Raw genomic sequence first — 17,047 nt, forward strand, 5'->3', positions numbered from 1 at the left:
AGCAGATTGTGATTGTTGGGGGTGAGGGAATTGGACATCACAAAGCAGGTGGAGGAGCGGCAATCTATGATTACGCTATGCGGCTGCTGCGATCGAATCTGAGCAGAGAACTCGCACGGGGAGAAAAAATTACTGTCACCCTGATTTTGCCTTCAGGGCGCAAACTTGCCGCCCGCACTTCTAACGCAGCTTTCGGTGTTGTAGAAGGACTTTCGCTGCTGGGTACAACGGGCATTTCTCAACCGCTGAGCGCCCCCGGACAGTTGGAAGTTTATCGCGAACAACTGCAACAAAAAGCCGAACAGTTTGACACTTTAGTTTTCTGCATCGGCGAAAATGGCTCCAATTTGGCGCGGCAACTGGGGATCGATCCGCAGCGGCTGGTGAAAACTGCTAACTGGCTGGGCCCGCTGCTGGTAGAGGCTGGATTTCAAGGCGTGCGATCGATTTTGCTGTTTGGCTATCACGGTAAACTGATGAAATTGGCGGCGGGGATTTTTCACACTCACCACCACCTCGCCGACGGGCGCAGGGAAATTCTCACAGCTTACTGTGCTAAAGCTGGAATGCCCGCCGATGCCTGTTCTGCGATTTTTGCAGCAGCGACGGCCGAAGAGGCTCTCGGTCAACTGCGGGCTTTGGATGCGGCAACTGGTAGCAATTGGGTCGATCGAATTTACGGCGAGATTAGCCGAGAAATAGACTTGCGATCGGCGGATTGCATTTTTACTCACACTAGCCAACGCCTTCCCGTGGGATCGGTGATGTTTGGGCGCGATCGCAAAATTATTGTTAAAAGTGACATAGGAGATACATTTTTGACGCAAATTTGTTAATGTAGTGTGAATATCCCCTAATTCTTTTTAAAAGATGGCTCAGGGATAATATTTAAAAAGTAATAATTCTCTGTCCCTAGACCTTAATTATACTGGGTTGCTCCGGGACGCAAATTTTGACGTAACAGTTCAATTAATTAGGGTAAGAATCGAAGTAAATCTATGCTTGCCCTCGACTGGATTAATCGACTAATATCGCTCGCAGCAATCTAGTATAAATAAGATTTATTCCTAGCGACTAATGCTTGATTGCCTCGCTCAGTCTTGGACTCAAGCGGCGACAAATACCTCCGCTACTTTCTGCCCAATTAGCAATTAGCAACTACGAAATAACCGTGACTACTCAAATAGAAACTGCATCAGACCTCACAAACTCTTCTCTGGGGCATATCGATCGCCAGACGATCGTGATTCTCGACTTCGGTTCGCAATATTCCGAACTGATTGCTCGCCGCATTCGCGAAACTCAAGTATATTCAGAAGTTATTTCTTACCGCACTACCGCAGAACAGTTAAAAGCGATCGCACCTAAAGGAATTATTCTGTCAGGAGGGCCGAGTTCTGTATACGATGAAAGAGCTCCCCAATGCGATCCGGAAATTTGGAATTTGGGAATCCCAGTGCTGGGTGTTTGCTACGGGATGCAGTTGATGGTAAAGCAGCTCGGCGGGACTGTTGAGCGGGCTAAGTTGGCGGAATACGGCAAGGCATCGCTATTTATTGACGATCCTACGGATTTGCTGACAAATGTCGAAGAAGGCAGCACGATGTGGATGAGCCACGGAGACTCCTGCAGCGAGTTGCCGTCTGGTTTTGAGATCCTCGCTCATACGGAAAATACTCCGTCTGCTGCTGTTGCTCACCACGAGAAAAATTTGTACGGCGTTCAGTTTCACCCAGAAGTGGTTCACTCGATCGGCGGACAAGCTTTGATTCGCAATTTTGTTTACCATATTTGCGAGTGCGAACCGACTTGGACGACAGCTACTTTTGTTGAGGAAACTATTCGCGAAATTCGTGCCAGGGTGGGAGACCAACGAGTTTTGCTGGCTCTATCCGGGGGGGTTGATTCTTCGACTTTGGCTTTCTTGCTGCACAAGGCGATCGGCGACCAACTTACTTGTATGTTTATCGACCAAGGGTTTATGCGGAAGCAGGAACCGGAACGGTTGGTGAAATTATTTCAAGAGCAATTCCACATTCCGGTGCAGTACGTTCAAGCTCGGAGTCGCTTTTTGGCTAAGCTTGAAGGTGTTACCGATCCTGAAGTAAAACGCAAGCGGATCGGTCACGAATTTATCAGTGTATTTGAAGAAGAATCGAAGCGTTTGGGCCCTTTTGATTACCTGGCCCAAGGTACTCTTTACCCGGATGTGATTGAGTCGGCTGACACGAATGTAGACCCGAAAAGCGGCGAACGAGTTGCTGTGAAAATTAAAAGTCACCACAACGTGGGCGGGTTGCCTAAAGATTTGTGCTTTAAGCTGATCGAACCGCTGCGAAAGTTGTTCAAGGATGAGGTGCGAAAAGTCGGCCGCTCGATCGGGCTTCCAGAAGAAATCGTCAACCGACAACCTTTCCCCGGCCCGGGATTGGCGATTCGGATTACGGGAGAAGTTACCGCAGAAAGACTAAATATTTTGCGGGATGCTGATTTGATTGTGCGCCAAGAAATTAACCGGCACGGATTGTACAACGAACTTTGGCAAGCTTTTGCAGTTTTGCTTCCCATTCGCAGTGTAGGGGTGATGGGCGATCAGCGCACCTATGCTTACCCGATCGTTCTGCGATTTATCACAAGTGAAGACGGGATGACGGCTGATTGGGCGCGGGTTCCTTACGATTTGTTGGAACTGATCTCGAACCGGATTGTGAATGAGGTTAAGGGGGTGAACCGGGTGGTTTACGATATTACTTCTAAGCCGCCTGGTACGATCGAGTGGGAGTGATAGGCAAAATGTTTTTTAACCGCAGATAAACGCAGATAAACGCAGATAAAATTCCATCGGCGTTCATCTGTGTTCATCGGCTGATATCTGCGGTTAAAAATCCAAATCTAACTAATAAAGAAAGAAGGGGAATTAATCATTGCTTGATTCCTCTGTTCGCGGTGAAATTTGCTGCTGTGTACTTTGGGCTAACTTTTCTTCATAAGATTCCAGCCCTTTGGTAACTAAGATTCGCAACACCGACGACAGGGCGCGATCGGCTAACTCTGGCAAAGCCGAAACAGCCGTAATTCTTTCGCGCAATCCTTTTATGTCTACTGTTGTTCTGTCAGGTTTAGTCATGCGTTCAGTGTATCGCATTACATCAGCCAGAACAATAACGATTAAGATTGATTAACAATGATGCAAATTGATGCACAAGTGTTAGAGTAGCCTCAGACAACAAAAACCAAACCCCCACCGCTTCTGACTCCAATCTAGACACGGCAGGGGTTTGGACTCCCAAATTCAGGAGGATACTCTTATGATATCAACTTCCAAGTCAGTCCCGGAACTGCTGCGAGAAAAGATTCCCGATGTCCCTGTTAGCAAGCAACCCGTCCGCTTGCTGGTCTGCGGCCTTCCCAAAGGCGTAGACAGCATGGTTCACCAGTTGCACGTTAAAGGTGTTGCAGAAGTTTGGGAGTGGAGTCCGCCGATACCCTCACCTGTGGGCGGTGAAGTAATTCGGATTTTGATTCGCTATTTTGCCGAGTGATAGTTTGGGGGCGATCGCATTTTTTTGCTGCGTGCGATCGCCCCTTAACCGATCGGTTAATCTAAAGTTAATGCCAATAAAAGTTAGATTTATCGATCGAACGTGGATGGGGTGCGATCGCACTGTTTAATTGCGATCGCTCGTTTCAGCATCCAGCAGCAATTCGCACTGTTGAAACACGTAATCGATCGCAGCAAAAAGTTGATCTAATTATTGAATAGTATAAAACATTTGATTGCGAGTAAAAACATTGGATTTGAGTTTGCCCAACTGCCATACTTCCCCATTAGATACAATTCCAAATATTTCTTGCTCTGAATTTTCATTTAGTCGCTGTGCGGCAATCATTTCAGCCAAACACTGCGCCCATCCATTTTCAAAGTTATCTTGTTTGGCTTGAACTAATAGAAAGTAAGGTTGTTCAAAAACAACTTTTCCTAATGAAGAACGTTTAGCTAAAATATATTCAGGAAATCCAGAAAGATATCGATCGCAGGTGAGAGATTGATGGCTCCACAAAACAAATCTGCTGTAATAGCGCTTCCAAACTTCTTTGATCACTGGATAAATCAAATTTTCGCAAACTGCAAATTCAGAATTGTCAACCACTCCTTCTCGCATAGTAAATTCCAAATCTTCTCGAAAATAATCAGAGACATGAAACTCTGTTTCTACTATAAAATTAGATTCCGTGTAGGTAACTTGAAATTCTTTGAGGACTGAACTGACGGTTTTGTAAGCGCTGGAGGGCATAATAACCTCCTCAATTTAGGTGGCGTATTTTATGGAGATGATTTTAGTGTTTTTTACGAAAGTGGAATGGGAGCAAAAAGAGCTGGTTCGCGATCGTTTCGCGGAACGAGAGCAATTTGGACATCATAGCCTAACTCATTTGCATATTGCGCCAGAGTTTTCAATTCTATGCGATCGCGTGTTCCCTCAATTTGAGATATCCGCCCAGGACTTTTTTGCACTTCACGCGCCATTTCTCTAACAGTCAATCCGCGATCGCTGCGAATTTTATGAAGAAGTTCTCCCAAACTATCTAAAATGAGAAAATATTCCAATTTTTGTTGTAATTCCTCTGCCGTAGTCGGATTGAGAGTTTCAGGAGTATTGGCATCTACCATTGCCTCTGGTTCGGCTAGAATTGTCGTCAATAAATCGCTGACTTTGCCATCAATTTTTGTCATTTTTTTCCCTCGCTTAAATTATACTAACACTTGTAGTTTATTCCGGGCTGCTTGGGATTCATCTGACCTAACGGCGATCGCGTTTGGTGGGATGGGGTAGTGGAAGGGCGATCGGCTCAACGTTTTGGCTGTTTTGCGGGTCTTGCCAATGGATTAATATTACCTCCATCTTCATCTCGATCTGTTTTCTGTTTTGGTTTTGGCTTAGCTGAGTTGGATTGCATTTTATGATTTAATGCTGCTGGGGATGATTTTTGAATTATTGGCTTTGACAGGTTAGAATTTGAAGGATTTGAAGTGCGATCGCATCTGCGGTTATCCGGTATTCCCATCACATCTAGAGGAGTTGGTAACACTGGACGATCTTTGTACTCATTGTCAGGCTCAATCGTCATATATCGAGTCTGTTTTGCATCTGGAGTGCGATGATCGCATCGTAACATTGCCAACAACATCTCAATTCGTGGTAATTGGTTTAAATGTTGTAGTTGTTCTCTCTTGCTATCTTTTGGATAATCCTGACAACAAATCCAATCAAGTATATATTTCTCAAATGCCTCCACCGATTTCTGTTCTTTTTTAAGCGTTTCAGATTGGTTTTCTTCGCCAGTTTTCCAGTTAGTACCATCAAATAGATTGCTGTAGCGAGAAGTGCGATCGCTCAAATGCAATTCATAGTCAATTTTTACCGCACCCATCCCCAGTGGTTTACCCATACCAAGGGAGAAGCAATATTTTTCGCCTTCTTTCCCTGTTTCAAGTGTTTGTGACTTGTCACTGCTGAGACTTAGCACCGATAACAAAGCACCCAGTTCAACTTGACTAAGATTTTCAAAGTGAATGTTGAATTTAAAGCTAACTCCTTTGTTAATTGGTTTAATCAGAGTTGTTTGAGTATCAGAACATTCAACTTTTTTTGTGGAACCAATGACTTTTTTGGGCGCTGGAAGCTTAAAATTTCGGTCACTCCCTTTATGCCAGTAAAGTTTGTGTCCACGAATCACAGTTTCTGCAACAGGTTGACTTGCATAATGTTTGAGTTGTGATTTATCTGCACTTGTTTGAACCAGATAATGCGGAAAATAGCTTGGCTTAGGCCCAGATAAAATTTGAGGCGTTAATGGTTCATTTTCATACCAGATACCATTTTGACAGGTTTGGTATAAAGCATCCGTAACAAATACCCGGCCTGCTCTTTGTTTATCAAAACTTTTAGGTAATTTCTCTTCTTTAGATTCTTGTTTGATCCAACCAAAAATCGCATCCGCTAAGTCTATAGTTCCCAACTGTTTCAAATTTTTAGGAATGAAGTCTGCTACAGTTGTTGCGTGTCCATTTCCTTCAGGAGAATAGGGAATACGGAAGTTAGGACTTTGACCAAAAAATCTTACTATTTTATCATCTCCAGGATCGGAGTAGAACACAGGACGATCTTTTTCTGCTTCTAATTTCAATAATCCCCAATCTTTATCAAAGGGAGATTTTTTCTGAAAATCAGTCAGAGCATTCCGATAATGTTTGATCGCTGTATCATCTATTCGTAATCGACATGATGGATCGGCATTTTCATCCTCAGCGAAAACTACGCAGTGATTGCAGCGTGGAGAAGATGAATCTTCTTTTTGTTTCATATTTCCACTGGTAACAACTTGACTGCTTGGCTCGGTTTCTTGTGATTTAACATTCTGTGCAAACCACCGTTCAGCAATAACTTTACCATTCCTCTTTTCTTCTCTTTTCTCTAAAGATTGATAACTAACCTTAAAATACTGCGGCTCATAGCCACGAGCATCAAATTTCTTAAATCCTGTTATTTCAGTAAGCTCATCCTCTTGAACCCAAGCAAAAGTTACACCTTTGTCTTTGATGGCAGGTTGGATGTACCAGCAGCCTTGAGGGTCTTTTTTTAGATACCCAGCTTGAATTTTTTCGGGTTCAACATATTTCTTATATTCTTCTCCCCAAGATTCTTTATTTTTATTTGCCGCTACTGCACGAAAAAATAGTCGATGCTCGTCAGATACTCTATCAATTTTACTAAAACTGATAATCTCAACCAGAGTTCGTAACATTCCCCGTAAGCTGCTACCCGGAAGAACAGGAAGAAGATCGTCGCTTCGATATGTAAAAAATGGAGCTAAAACTGTTTTTCTTTCAGTTTCCCATTGTTTTTTCTCATCTTCCCACTGTTTTTTCTGTTGATCAGTCGCATTTTTTGGTAGCTTTGAGTATTTTTCTGGTAGCTCTGAATATTTAATAAAATCAGAGGGAGTTATTCCACAGCGAATATACAGAGGAGATTCAGTCGTTAGAGTGCATTTAATCCTGCCTGTGTGGCGCTCTAAATGATAGCGATCGCCCTCTGGTAAAGGTAGTTCAGCTTCAACTACTTTTTCAGGTAATTCTACAAAATTGTAAGGTGCTTTAGCTACCCGCTCAGAGTCTGTGATTTGTTTGATATGTTTTGGATTCATGACTTAATCTCCTATTTAGTAGTTAGATCGACAAGACGGCTGCGATAGATTCGAGCTAAGCCCGTTTCTTCTTCATATTTGATGTAGTGATGTACGAGCAAACGTACTGGTTTAACTAAGCGATCGCCATTTAACTCAATATCAGTAAATGGTACAACGTGTTTGAGTCCCTGAGAGCCATCCCAAAGTAGCGTAAAATTATCTCGCTTGATACCATTTGTTCCCCAAAGAATCTGACTTTCTGGAATTTTATCTTCATTTGGATTCCCAATGAAACGCCATTTAAACTTTGTCTCGCTAATCCGCCACAGTAGAATTTCGCCATCTCGACCAAATATCCTACATTGTTGCAGTGTGAGTAACCGCAATTCAGGTAAATCAACTTGATCGCGCTTGTGAAATATCTTTTCAGCAGTTGTTAATTTTTTACTATCAAACCTTCCCCAAATTATCCCATCTTCAGCATGAGCCAATAGGTAAGATGTCTGTTCGGATACAGATGGTGCTTGAGATTCTAACCAACTGCGTAATTCATCATCATCTAGAAAATTGATTATTTGCGCCTGTCTATCTTCACTCATATTCACACCTCCTTACCTAATTCTTTCAACAAAGCCTTGACAAATTGTTCTAATTCATATTTAACCAAAGTTTCTGACTTGCTTGAATCCGATATATCCTCAATTTGCAAATTTCCCTTACTTTCTGTAATTTGCCATTGTTTGGGATTTTGGGGATGAGGTCGGATTAAATCTGCTTTGATTCCTTTCAAACGTCCCCGTCCAATACTGCTTTCCCCCCCCACAGGTAAATCACTCGTCCACAAATCTTTCAGCAATAGTAACAGCAATCCAATTTCATATTCATTCGGGTTACGCAACTCTAACTCAATACAGACACGAGTTTCATCACCTCCAAATATAGGTTGTTCGTCAAATAATGCGCCGTGATATGCACCTCCTGTAAAACGGTCGATCGCAATCCGATTTTGTACTAAGTCGGTTGCATCTTTAATAACTTTCTCGTGAACAACTAAACGGCTTGCCTTAGCCTCTGGTTTTTTCTTCTTAACTTCATTAGCTTTTGACTGTTTTGATGCTTTGTTGTCTGAAACAAAGCCAAAGATTTCATTAACTATTTCCTGAGTAATCTGTGGATTGATTTCATGCAAAGTATTGACAATTCGTTCGGCTCGATGGCGCAATACTCCTGCTAAACTTGTGCCGGATAATACTGATTGTGACTCAGATTCGTTGGGATTAGATTCGTTAGGTCGATGAGATTTCAAGTGTACAACATCAGGTGCGCGTCCAGTTGAATTTTGACCAGAACGAATTAGGAGAGAACCAACTAATTTGAATTTGGCGTGGAGGAGGAAGCGATCGCGCTTATCTTCTCTGTCATTTAATACCACGCTTAAAGCATCGGCAATTTTGGCTGTAATAACGGGTGTTTTGATACATTCGCGATCGAATAATAACCAAGCTGTGCGATCGCCTGGATCTTCGAGGTTAAAGTTCCAAACCTGCCACTCTTTGACATGACAGCGACCAAAACCGCGCCGCTTTTTCATGCCAATCCCGATTTCATGCTGCTCTAAACCTCGTAAAGCCAATGCTAAATGGTTAATTAACGCTTGCTGTTCTGTCTGATTTTTGGTTTTTTCAAGAAGCAGTTCAAAGTAGAGCGGAAATTCTGTTCCTGCCGCTAACAGTTCCAAGTCATATTTATGGCCTGGTTTAGCTGTACCAGTTATGGGTTCAATTTCTACGCCATCTCTTAATTCCACAGTGGGGATAGTGCTGCTGATAGCATCATTGATAATTAATGGACTTTGTTCGCCATCAGGATCGCGACGAGTACCACCAAATAGCGTAGTAGCCCGATCGCCCTTTTGTTCCTCTACACCATATCCGTGTTGGTACTCCCGCAAGTAGTTTCGCAAAGCACCTGCAATCGATGCACCAGTTAAAAGCGCACAGTCGCTCACGCTATCTCTCAGCAATGCGATATCCGTTGGACTCTCTGCGTCACCGCTTCCCAAGCAAGTCGGCGTATCTAAGATTAACGTACCCCGTACAATGATGCGTTTGGCGATCGGGCGGTGACAGCGCTTTAGACGTTCTTGAGTCATCATTTTTTCTCCTTAGTTGCCTTCTTCGCTACCGCCATAATCAGCCGCAGCGTGTACTTTTCAGCTAGCTTATCTTCTCTGGCGCGATCGTCATCAAACTTGCGCTCAATATCAGCAATTCTTACTTCTATTCCATTAATCCAATCAGTTGGGTTGCTCAACCACTCATCTAGCTGTTGTCTGAATGATTTATCGCCAATTTTTGTGCGTTCAAATTGATTCTTGGCCTTCGATGGTAAATTATTTAGTAGTGAGATAACTAAACTAAAATCGCCATTGGAAAGTCCTTGTCGTGCAACAGACTGTAGTCGTGACAGTTGGCTGTTACTGATGCCTTCTTGCAAGCTTAAAGGTTCAACCTCTTTTTGAAGATATTGTTCTAGCTTTTGTTCTAACAATCTTTGTGCCATCTGTTCAGCTAAAAAACGCGACCCTTCTTTTTTCAATGAAGTAGAGCTACTAGATGGCTTAGCTAAACTGACTGTAAACTTTTCATCTTGTAACCAATTGACAGCAATTCGTCCAAAACCGTCTTCTCTTTTCTCTCCAATTCCCTGAGCTTCAAGTTGTTGAATTTGTGATTCATTAATCTCAACACCTTTGAAAACGATCGCAGTTCCTGCTGTAAATGCTGGTACTTGCGGTAAAGGCAATCCCCATTTACGGTTAAAGCCACCAATTAAAGTGCTACCAGCGAAAATATTGCTAGGTTCAGGTAATGAGATATTTAACACTTCCTCGACAGCTTGTTTAATTAACATTGGGTCGGCTACAGGCTGACCGCATTCATTCCTTAAAAGTGTATCACTTAAAAGTGTAATGCTTAAACTTTCACCATTTTCACGATCTTCTGCTGGGATTCCAATTTCATTCCAGTTATCGAGAATTTTTAAGTCGATAATCTTGGTATGTCCGTATCCAGCACTTTGAGAACCCCCTAACCAGATGTTTGGTTCGGTGACTAATAACATCTGAATTGTGATTACATCTTCATCTTCGCAGAGAATGACGGATTGAAACTTTTGTCCTGCATCTAGGGCATCGTAGCGGAAAATTTCACCTTGATTGTCTGTAGAACGTCCTTTTTGGCGATCGCGAAAATTATGAATATTAATCCGCCGTTTTTCATTGTATAATTTGACAACTCCCCGTTCCTTAGTCCAGAAGTATTCACCCACAGATTTAGGAGTTTCTGGATCGTCTCCTCTATCAATACTGAAATCATATACAGTGATAGACGAATCATCAGTAAGTTCTTCACCCTTATCCTTGAACCAACATAAAGGTAGAGGAAGAGTGCGTTGCGGTTGCTTTTCGTAACTCAAAAAATAAGCATTTAAGTAGCGGGTAGTATTGGCATCGAAGAACAATCTCTTCACTTTTTCATTGGTTAAATCAAGTTCTGACAAGTGATGCTGTCTCATGTAACGCCCAACAATTGCACCGCGAATCATGCTGCCAGGAATGTAAGAGTACGATACATCGCTGTTGGGATCGCCTTGAAATGAAGTAGCAAGAATTGGCTGCTGACTTTTCAATGTTAAAGTAATTGTTTTCATGCAACTTTCTCCTTAATTTCTTCTCCAAAATAGTTGACGTAGCGATGCGTAATGTTATTACCATCTGCATCTTGTAAAGTACATTGAACGTGACCTCGACCTCGATTTCTGCCACTCCCTAAGCGCCGAAGTGCTAGCGAACCAACTGCTAAAAGCGAGAGCATTTCATCACTTGGAATGTTCTCAAAAATCAAATCAGCCGTGAAACAAAGGTCGCGCAGAACAACACGAAATGAACGCAAACTCCCCTCATCTGGCGTACCAGATTGTGGGTTTATAGAAGTTTGACGACGGATAGTTGTTAGCGAATCAAGTACCTCTGTTTTTGTCAAAGTTTCATCATCAATTTGAAAAGCAACAGCTTTACGCAAGTCATCTGGCAAAGAAGCATCGCCTACATGAACTGCACCCATTGTGCCGATGGTACTCCCCAAAGTACCGAATAAATTGCAAGCAACCCTTTCCCAATCTTGTTTATGATTAGTCAACATTGCAATTAAGTTATCGCCTTCTTCACTCAGCAATCCCTTAAGAGTACGTCCCCGCAAGTACGGAAAACCAAAAGGATCCTGTTCGACTTCTTGGTCAATTAAACCTGCGACTCCATCTCCCCGTCCAAAAGTTGTATCACTCAGCAGTTTTATTTTCAGTCGGTAAATCGGCATCTGATTCTTCCCTCAATGAGATATAAAATTCCATCGCTTCAATGGCATCAAAGTAACCACAAACTCTATCTAGCCAACCATCTTTAGCTAAATTCTCACTACCACCACTAGATTCTGGGAAAGTTGGTAGTTGCTCATCTTTTATTCTGTAGTTTTTGAGAAACTTCTGAGTTGCCTCAATTCCTTGACGCAGTACATCTCTTAAGGCAATCACCTTATTATGACGGCCTTTCCAATCTTCATCTTCATTTAAGTGTTTGACTACTTTCGTGAAAGCTTGCCAAGTACGCCAATCTCTATCGATTTCTTTTTTTAAACTGATAGGTCGCATTGATAAACTACCTGCGGGTACTTTGTATTCGCGATCGCGAATTTCCGAAATTGACCCGCTTAAACCGCTGGCTGCTAAATGCCAATCTAAAGCTGAGAAATCTTCTTTGCCAAGTTTCTTCTCATCTTTAACAAAGCTCTTAGCTTTTCTGCACAAGTCTTCGCTTAGTTGATAAGCTCGTGCAAAGGGATAGTGAGTTTTGACAACACAAATTCCTGCACAAGCTTTAATCTTACCATCTGCAATTGGCTCGTTTTCGAGTGCTTCAAGATACATCGCAGCCAGCTCTAAACCTAAGCGTCCATCACAAACGAAAGTGACATCATCACCACCATAGACTAGAGGACGGAAGGGTAAATAATTATTTTTTATTTCAAATTTGCCCTTTACCTTTCTCTTTCCATCTGTATCTACTTCAATCGATTTAACCAGTATTTTTATTACTTTTATTAGTGCATTAATACCAGCCTGATTAACGCTGTGAGAAAGTTTACGCATGGCGATAATATAGTCCCGATTGCATTTATCCTTGCCAAAATTTTGAAAGCGTTTACCCAGACCATTGCCATCAGCATGAACTACAGCAACATAGCTAGAATCTCCTTCTGATCGACCCATTTTATCGGTTCTTAGAGGGAATTCATAGGAACCCAAAGCAGAGGCAAACATTTTTTGCAGCTTATCGTTAGCTTTAGAAACAACTTTGAGTTTTGCATCAATCTCTGTTGAAATAAGATAGGGTTCGTCATTCTCAAATGGATCGCTCATCTTTACAGCAATTAACTGAGTCGTTCGACAAGTTGCAGTCACACCCAAACCCAGCAATGGTGCAGAGGGTATCCGGCTGCGCTTTTTGGAATCCAAGTCATTTTTCATCAAATTCTGAACGACATGATATAGAGATTGACTATCCCAATCAAATTCTTGATGAACAGCTACAAGATTAATTCCTGGTGCTTCTTCTAAGATTCGCTTGCTCAAAATTTGAGTAAATTGCACGGCGTATTGCCTGTCTGAAAACAGCAAAATTGTATTACCGCCACCTGCATAAACTAATTCAGCAGCTAGTCCATCATCTTCGATGCGCGGTTTTGCCTCTGGTTGATTTTGTTCAGGATCGAATGCGTAAATTTCTTGGTTTATCTTTGCTTTCAATGTATTTAAAGCATTTCTCGCCCAGTCATCTGTTGCCTGAGAAACTAGGTAAGATGCGCCAATATTTTCGCGCAGGCGGTTACTACCAAAAATATAGGGTTGAATTCCTGTTGTGTCTAGCACAGTGACAGTAAACTTTTTCATCTTGCATCCTTATCATTTTGCTTAATCCATTCTGCAATTCTGCTCGCTAAATCCATTAGGTCATCACGTCCAAACACAGCTATTTTGTGGTTTCTTTTCCCACTTTCTGGAGCCGGATTAAAAACATTTACAATTTCTGTTTCAAGGGCGTTAACATCTTTCTCGCTAGCACAACATACTAGAGCCACTCGTGCTTCATCCCCACCCAGTTGTCGCGCTCTGATATAAGCTTCAAATAGCTTAGATTTGCAATCAGATTTACGAGCGATAGTTGTACAAGAGATCGCAAAGAGCTGATATCCTCGTATGAAGGCAACATCAAACTGAAATTTAGTATTTTTAGGATCGATTGGATTCCGAATCCAAAATGAAGTAGCGCTATCGTAAATAGATAAGTCTTCAGGAATTTCTTGCACTTGCTGTAAAACATAATGCTCTAACCATTCGCCGTCTAACCATTTACAGGCAGATTCTAAGCTTTTGATTCCTTTGTCCTTGATAGCATGAAGTGATAAATCCTCACCCGCAACTCCTAAATGACTCAAGGTACTCATGATATTTTCCTTAGACTTCAGCTTCTCAAGGCTCAAAGTAGAAATCTCTGTTAGCTTAGTTTCCTTTTTCCATTTATTTTTATCTTTTTCATCTTTTGCTGCTTTCCGCAAAACTTCATTACACCAATCACGCCATAACTGCCCTAAATCACCATTCTTATGAAACTCAGCAAAGGCTTTTGCAGCGTCAGGTAATTCTGGCTTGTCAATAGGATCTGATTTCTCTTGCCACCTCCATCCGTGTATTTCGAAAACTTTGGCAAGTTTAATTTCCAACATCTCTGGTTTCACTTTGATGCGGATGCGATCGCCATTTTCCCTGTCTATACACATCTCCAATCTACGGGGGTCAAGATAACTAAATACAGTATCAGGCTCTTTGCTAAAAACTGCTCTGTAAGCGTGTACTGACATTGCCTTCGTACCGCCCGTATAATTCAATCCAATTTTTCCATCATTGATAGTTTCTAGCTTAGAGCGAATTGCCTTTTGAATCTGATAGGCATCGGCTTCGCCATCGTTGAGTGGCACAAGTTGAGCTGTCTTTAAACCAATTGGTTCGTTACTCAATATTGTTTGCAGATGCTTGGCTGGCTTCTCTGTACCAGTCGTGTACACAAGGTAGGGCGTACCTCCCTGGTTTAACAAAAGTCTCGCCGCCACATAATTCGGCAAAGGGTTCTCGCCAATCAGCAAAAACAGGTGGTCAACTTTGTACTTGTCGAACTCAGATGTACTCATAAAGCTTGTCTCTCCGTCTTGCTGAACTTGTACGCCAATTGTCGCATACTATCGGAAGCACCCCCTTCCGATCGCCCTTACGCTAGAAAAACACAACATCAATCCCTCAACCCACCATGAACCCAACCTTCTGCCCCAACCCCAAAATTTTACAACAATTAGCCAACGGTTCCCTTGACCAAATGCAAAATCTCACCCGCGCCATCAGGTTATGGGTTTTGTTAAGTTGGCTGTACAGCGACGAAGGATATAACGCGCTGACGAACTCTTTTACCTATGCTGATTGGCGCCAAGCTTTCTTCGGCGAGAATTACAAAGATGAAAAGCAGGAAGATATTCTTAACTATGCAGACCCGAATTTTGCTGGCAACAAAACAACGAAACAATGGTTGATTAAATGGGATGTACCTGTAAACGAGTGGCGGCAATCTTTACAAAAACAGATCGCAATTGCTGATCGCGATTTAGACGAACTCTTGGCAGAAAAGTTATTTGCTCAAGTTCGCAAATCTCTGCAAAATGATTTTGATTTGCTGGTGAGTCGGAATTGGTTGCAACGAGTCTCTGATGCTGGCAGAAGTAAGAATTATCGCCGACTACAAACAACTCCGTCAATATTAGCTCGTTTGGACAACTCCAATACAGAGAGCAATTTGAGTTATAAAGCCCAGATTTATCTGGATATGTTTAGTTTTCTCGATCCGAGTTTGCCTTTGTTGGCAGAACAAGTTTCAGCAGCAGGAGATGAAGATAATCACCGCGTCTTTTTGTACGTTGATTATCTCGTGCCCGAATCTAGCAGCCTAGAAGATGCTGTCGATCAATTTCAGAGCGAATTGCAGGAAATTTGGGAGTCGCAAAATATCGCTCCTTTGCTGCTAACTTATCGCAGCGCTCATCAAAATCTGATTAAGGAGTGCGTTGTTTATCCTGTTTGCATTTACTTTATGGAACGAGCTAAATATTTGTGCGGCTACGGCAGCACTCCCAAAGGTGATATCAATTGGTACAAATATCGGCTCGATCGCATTATTTCTAAACGCATAGAACCGCTAGATTGGCAAGATACCCGCGTCCCCCAATTGCTCAAGGAAAAATATCGGGAAAATAACCTGCCAACTCCCAAAACAGTTAACGATATGTTAAAGGAAGCTTGGGGCTGCGATTTTTATAAAGAAACCGCGCTGATGGTACTGCGGTTCGATCGCACTTTTGCTCAATCCTACCTGCAAGGAATCAGCATTCACCATACCTGTACCGCCATAGATATCGATCGCGCCGCCAGATTAATTACACAATACACTCCCAATCCAGAAGAGCGATCGGCACTTTTAGAAATCCTCCAGTCTCGCCCAACCGACGATGCTTACTATCAAGTCACTTACCGAGTGACAGACTACCACCCGCTGAGGTGGTTGCGAGCTTTGGGTTCACAAGTTGAAATTTTGCTACCTTGGGACTTACGGCAGAAAATAGCCGTAGAAATCCAAAAAACTGCCAACTTGTACCAATAGTCTTTCGATCGATAATTATCAAATTTATTGTGGAAAACTTGCCTTTTCCTGTGGAAAACCCCCCTTTTCCTGTGGAAAAGCGCCACAAAATCAAGTGTGCTCGCTTGAATCCGATTGATAAGATTTCAAAAAATCTAGGAATGCCGATCGCCCAAAAAGGCTTTCTTACTCAATCCCAGAGTCTGCTGTTTGCTGCCGGTACAGCCTAGATATTTCCTCCTTCCTGCATCCTCTTCCCTGCTTCATTCTCTTGAGCCTCGTAGCTAATTCGATCGGACTCGTAAGCCGGAGGCTCGACGTGAATTAAGATGCGTACAGGGCTGAAACGTTCTTCCAAACGGGCTTCTACTTCTTCTGTAATCCGGTGAGCAGTTTCTACATCTGTAGCGCTGACAATCATGTGCATTTCCACAAACACTTGACGCCCGATCGCACCGCGAGAGGCGATCGAGTGACAGTTGACAACTCCGGGTACATCCATTGCGATCGCCTGAATAACTTCCGGGGCGATCGCCATTTCATCCACCAACCAAGGCAGATTTTCCTTTAAAACTTTCCAACCGCTGCTAAATACCAAAACAGCCACAGGAAAAGACAAAAATACGTCTAGGGATTGCAATTGAGGTATATTCCAAACCTGACCTTGCCAAACACCAATCAACCCAGAAATTACCATAATTGTCACCCAAACATCGCTCATCGTGTGCTGAGCGTCAGCCACCAAAATCGCGCTTCCCAGGCGTTTTCCCACCCTGCGCTCGTAAAAAGCCACAAAAATATTAATTCCCAGTACCAGCAGCAAAATCCACAATTCATGGGGGGATATGGTGACAGCTTTACCGCCATGTAGCAACTTTTCGACAGCACTGCTGAGAATTTCAAAACAGGCAATTAACAGAAAAGTACCAACTCCCAGAGCTCCGAGAGCATCAAATTTTTGGTGTCCGTAGGGATGATCGCGATCGGGCTGCGGGTTGGCATAATGATTAGTTACCAATCCTAAAATATTATTAGCGCTGTCCGTGACGCTGTGCAAAGCAT

Annotated in this window: 17 protein-coding genes; 6 read left to right on the top strand and 11 right to left on the bottom strand. The window is 42.7% G+C overall.

The annotated features are described in order from the left end of the window. Together cbiD and guaA are read left to right on the top strand one after the other, a co-directional pair. Nucleotides 1–836 (top strand): cobalt-precorrin-5B (C(1))-methyltransferase CbiD (gene cbiD / locus WBA89_RS19360; protein ID WP_424408825.1); only part of this gene is annotated, 836 nt, incomplete at its 5' end. A gap of 335 nt (nt 837–1,171) precedes the next feature. Next, nucleotides 1,172–2,785: a glutamine-hydrolyzing GMP synthase gene (guaA, locus tag WBA89_RS19365; protein WP_424408826.1), complete on the top strand. Its 1,614-nt coding sequence runs from the start codon at nt 1,172–1,174 to the stop codon at nt 2,783–2,785. 132 nt (nt 2,786–2,917) lie between these two features. Here the strand turns inward: guaA and WBA89_RS19370 are convergent, their stop codons facing one another. Next, nucleotides 2,918–3,145 carry a hypothetical protein gene (locus tag WBA89_RS19370; RefSeq protein ID WP_424408827.1) on the bottom strand — a complete coding sequence of 76 codons (228 nt, stop codon included), beginning with the start codon at nt 3,143–3,145 and terminating at the stop codon, nt 2,918–2,920. A 163-nt stretch (nt 3,146–3,308) separates the two neighbouring features. Between WBA89_RS19370 and WBA89_RS19375 the strand changes: the two genes are divergently transcribed. Beyond that, on the top strand, nt 3,309–3,542 hold the full coding sequence (locus WBA89_RS19375) for a hypothetical protein (protein ID WP_424408828.1): 234 nt from the start codon (nt 3,309–3,311) through the stop codon (nt 3,540–3,542). Then, nucleotides 3,532–3,672, top strand: a complete 141-nt coding sequence (locus WBA89_RS19380) for a hypothetical protein (RefSeq protein ID WP_424408829.1) — start codon at nt 3,532–3,534, stop codon at nt 3,670–3,672. The genes WBA89_RS19375 and WBA89_RS19380 overlap by 11 nt, the downstream gene beginning before the upstream one ends. 80 nt (nt 3,673–3,752) lie before the next feature. Here the strand turns inward: WBA89_RS19380 and WBA89_RS19385 are convergent, their stop codons facing one another. The 9 genes from WBA89_RS19385 to WBA89_RS19425 all read right to left on the bottom strand — a co-directional run bounded on the left by WBA89_RS19385 (nt 3,753) and on the right by WBA89_RS19425 (nt 14,492). Beyond that, nucleotides 3,753–4,295, bottom strand: coding sequence for a hypothetical protein (locus tag WBA89_RS19385; protein WP_424408830.1), 543 nt, complete (start codon nt 4,293–4,295; stop codon nt 3,753–3,755). 53 nt (nt 4,296–4,348) lie between these two features. Then, a complete protein-coding gene (locus WBA89_RS19390) occupies nt 4,349–4,735 on the bottom strand; it encodes a helix-turn-helix domain-containing protein (protein ID WP_193974375.1) in 387 nt (128 codons plus the stop codon). A 116-nt stretch (nt 4,736–4,851) separates the two neighbouring features. Beyond that, the gene (locus WBA89_RS19395; RefSeq protein WP_424408831.1) at nt 4,852–7,209 is read right to left on the bottom strand and encodes a TIGR03986 family type III CRISPR-associated RAMP protein; all 2,358 of its coding nucleotides are present in this window, start codon (nt 7,207–7,209) and stop codon (nt 4,852–4,854) included. Between the two features lie 11 nt (nt 7,210–7,220). Next, nucleotides 7,221–7,790 (bottom strand): type III-D CRISPR-associated protein Csx19, encoded by a 570-nt coding sequence (csx19, locus tag WBA89_RS19400; protein ID WP_424408832.1) that lies wholly within the window; start codon nt 7,788–7,790, stop codon nt 7,221–7,223. A 2-nt stretch (nt 7,791–7,792) separates the two neighbouring features. Next, the gene (locus WBA89_RS19405; protein ID WP_424408833.1) at nt 7,793–9,346 is read right to left on the bottom strand and encodes an RAMP superfamily CRISPR-associated protein; all 1,554 of its coding nucleotides are present in this window, start codon (nt 9,344–9,346) and stop codon (nt 7,793–7,795) included. Next, the gene (locus WBA89_RS19410) at nt 9,343–10,902 is read right to left on the bottom strand and encodes a CRISPR-associated protein Csx10 (protein WP_424408834.1); all 1,560 of its coding nucleotides are present in this window, start codon (nt 10,900–10,902) and stop codon (nt 9,343–9,345) included. Before WBA89_RS19410 ends, WBA89_RS19405 begins: the two co-directional genes overlap by 4 nt. Next, a complete protein-coding gene (locus WBA89_RS19415) occupies nt 10,899–11,567 on the bottom strand; it encodes an RAMP superfamily CRISPR-associated protein (RefSeq protein WP_424408835.1) in 669 nt (222 codons plus the stop codon). Before WBA89_RS19415 ends, WBA89_RS19410 begins: the two co-directional genes overlap by 4 nt. Continuing rightward, nucleotides 11,530–13,197, bottom strand: a complete 1,668-nt coding sequence (locus WBA89_RS19420; protein ID WP_424408836.1) for a Cas10/Cmr2 second palm domain-containing protein — start codon at nt 13,195–13,197, stop codon at nt 11,530–11,532. Before WBA89_RS19420 ends, WBA89_RS19415 begins: the two co-directional genes overlap by 38 nt. Beyond that, a complete protein-coding gene (locus WBA89_RS19425) occupies nt 13,194–14,492 on the bottom strand; it encodes a Card1-like endonuclease domain-containing protein (protein WP_424408837.1) in 1,299 nt (432 codons plus the stop codon). Before WBA89_RS19425 ends, WBA89_RS19420 begins: the two co-directional genes overlap by 4 nt. A gap of 116 nt (nt 14,493–14,608) precedes the next feature. On the opposite strand from WBA89_RS19425, the gene WBA89_RS19430 reads away from it, so the two are divergent. Together WBA89_RS19430 and WBA89_RS19435 are read left to right on the top strand one after the other, a co-directional pair. Further along, entirely contained in the window at nt 14,609–16,006 is a 1,398-nt protein-coding gene (locus tag WBA89_RS19430) for a TIGR03985 family CRISPR-associated protein (RefSeq protein ID WP_424408838.1), read from the top strand. A 29-nt stretch (nt 16,007–16,035) separates the two neighbouring features. Next, a complete protein-coding gene (locus WBA89_RS19435) occupies nt 16,036–16,215 on the top strand; it encodes a hypothetical protein (RefSeq protein WP_424408839.1) in 180 nt (59 codons plus the stop codon). Here WBA89_RS19435 and WBA89_RS19440 read toward each other — a convergent pair. Then, nucleotides 16,212–17,047, bottom strand: an 836-nt coding sequence (locus tag WBA89_RS19440) for a cation diffusion facilitator family transporter (protein WP_424408840.1), incomplete at its 5' end; no start/stop codon positions are given. The genes WBA89_RS19435 and WBA89_RS19440 overlap by 4 nt on opposite strands.

Source organism: Microcoleus sp., assembly GCF_049646505.1.
GTDB lineage: Bacteria > Cyanobacteriota > Cyanobacteriia > Cyanobacteriales > Microcoleaceae > Microcoleus.

Coding starts and splice junctions, on each gene's coding strand:
- WBA89_RS19370 (WP_424408827.1), bottom strand. CDS start 3,145: ATGCGATACACTGAACGCATGACTAAACCTGACAGAACAACAGTAGAC.
- WBA89_RS19375 (WP_424408828.1), top strand. CDS start 3,309: ATGATATCAACTTCCAAGTCAGTCCCGGAACTGCTGCGAGAAAAGATT.
- WBA89_RS19385 (WP_424408830.1), bottom strand. CDS start 4,295: ATGCCCTCCAGCGCTTACAAAACCGTCAGTTCAGTCCTCAAAGAATTT.
- WBA89_RS19390 (WP_193974375.1), bottom strand. CDS start 4,735: ATGACAAAAATTGATGGCAAAGTCAGCGATTTATTGACGACAATTCTA.
- WBA89_RS19395 (WP_424408831.1), bottom strand. CDS start 7,209: ATGAATCCAAAACATATCAAACAAATCACAGACTCTGAGCGGGTAGCT.
- csx19 (WP_424408832.1), bottom strand. CDS start 7,790: ATGAGTGAAGATAGACAGGCGCAAATAATCAATTTTCTAGATGATGAT.
- WBA89_RS19405 (WP_424408833.1), bottom strand. CDS start 9,346: ATGATGACTCAAGAACGTCTAAAGCGCTGTCACCGCCCGATCGCCAAA.
- WBA89_RS19410 (WP_424408834.1), bottom strand. CDS start 10,902: ATGAAAACAATTACTTTAACATTGAAAAGTCAGCAGCCAATTCTTGCT.
- WBA89_RS19415 (WP_424408835.1), bottom strand. CDS start 11,567: ATGCCGATTTACCGACTGAAAATAAAACTGCTGAGTGATACAACTTTT.
- WBA89_RS19420 (WP_424408836.1), bottom strand. CDS start 13,197: ATGAAAAAGTTTACTGTCACTGTGCTAGACACAACAGGAATTCAACCC.
- WBA89_RS19425 (WP_424408837.1), bottom strand. CDS start 14,492: ATGAGTACATCTGAGTTCGACAAGTACAAAGTTGACCACCTGTTTTTG.
- WBA89_RS19430 (WP_424408838.1), top strand. CDS start 14,609: ATGAACCCAACCTTCTGCCCCAACCCCAAAATTTTACAACAATTAGCC.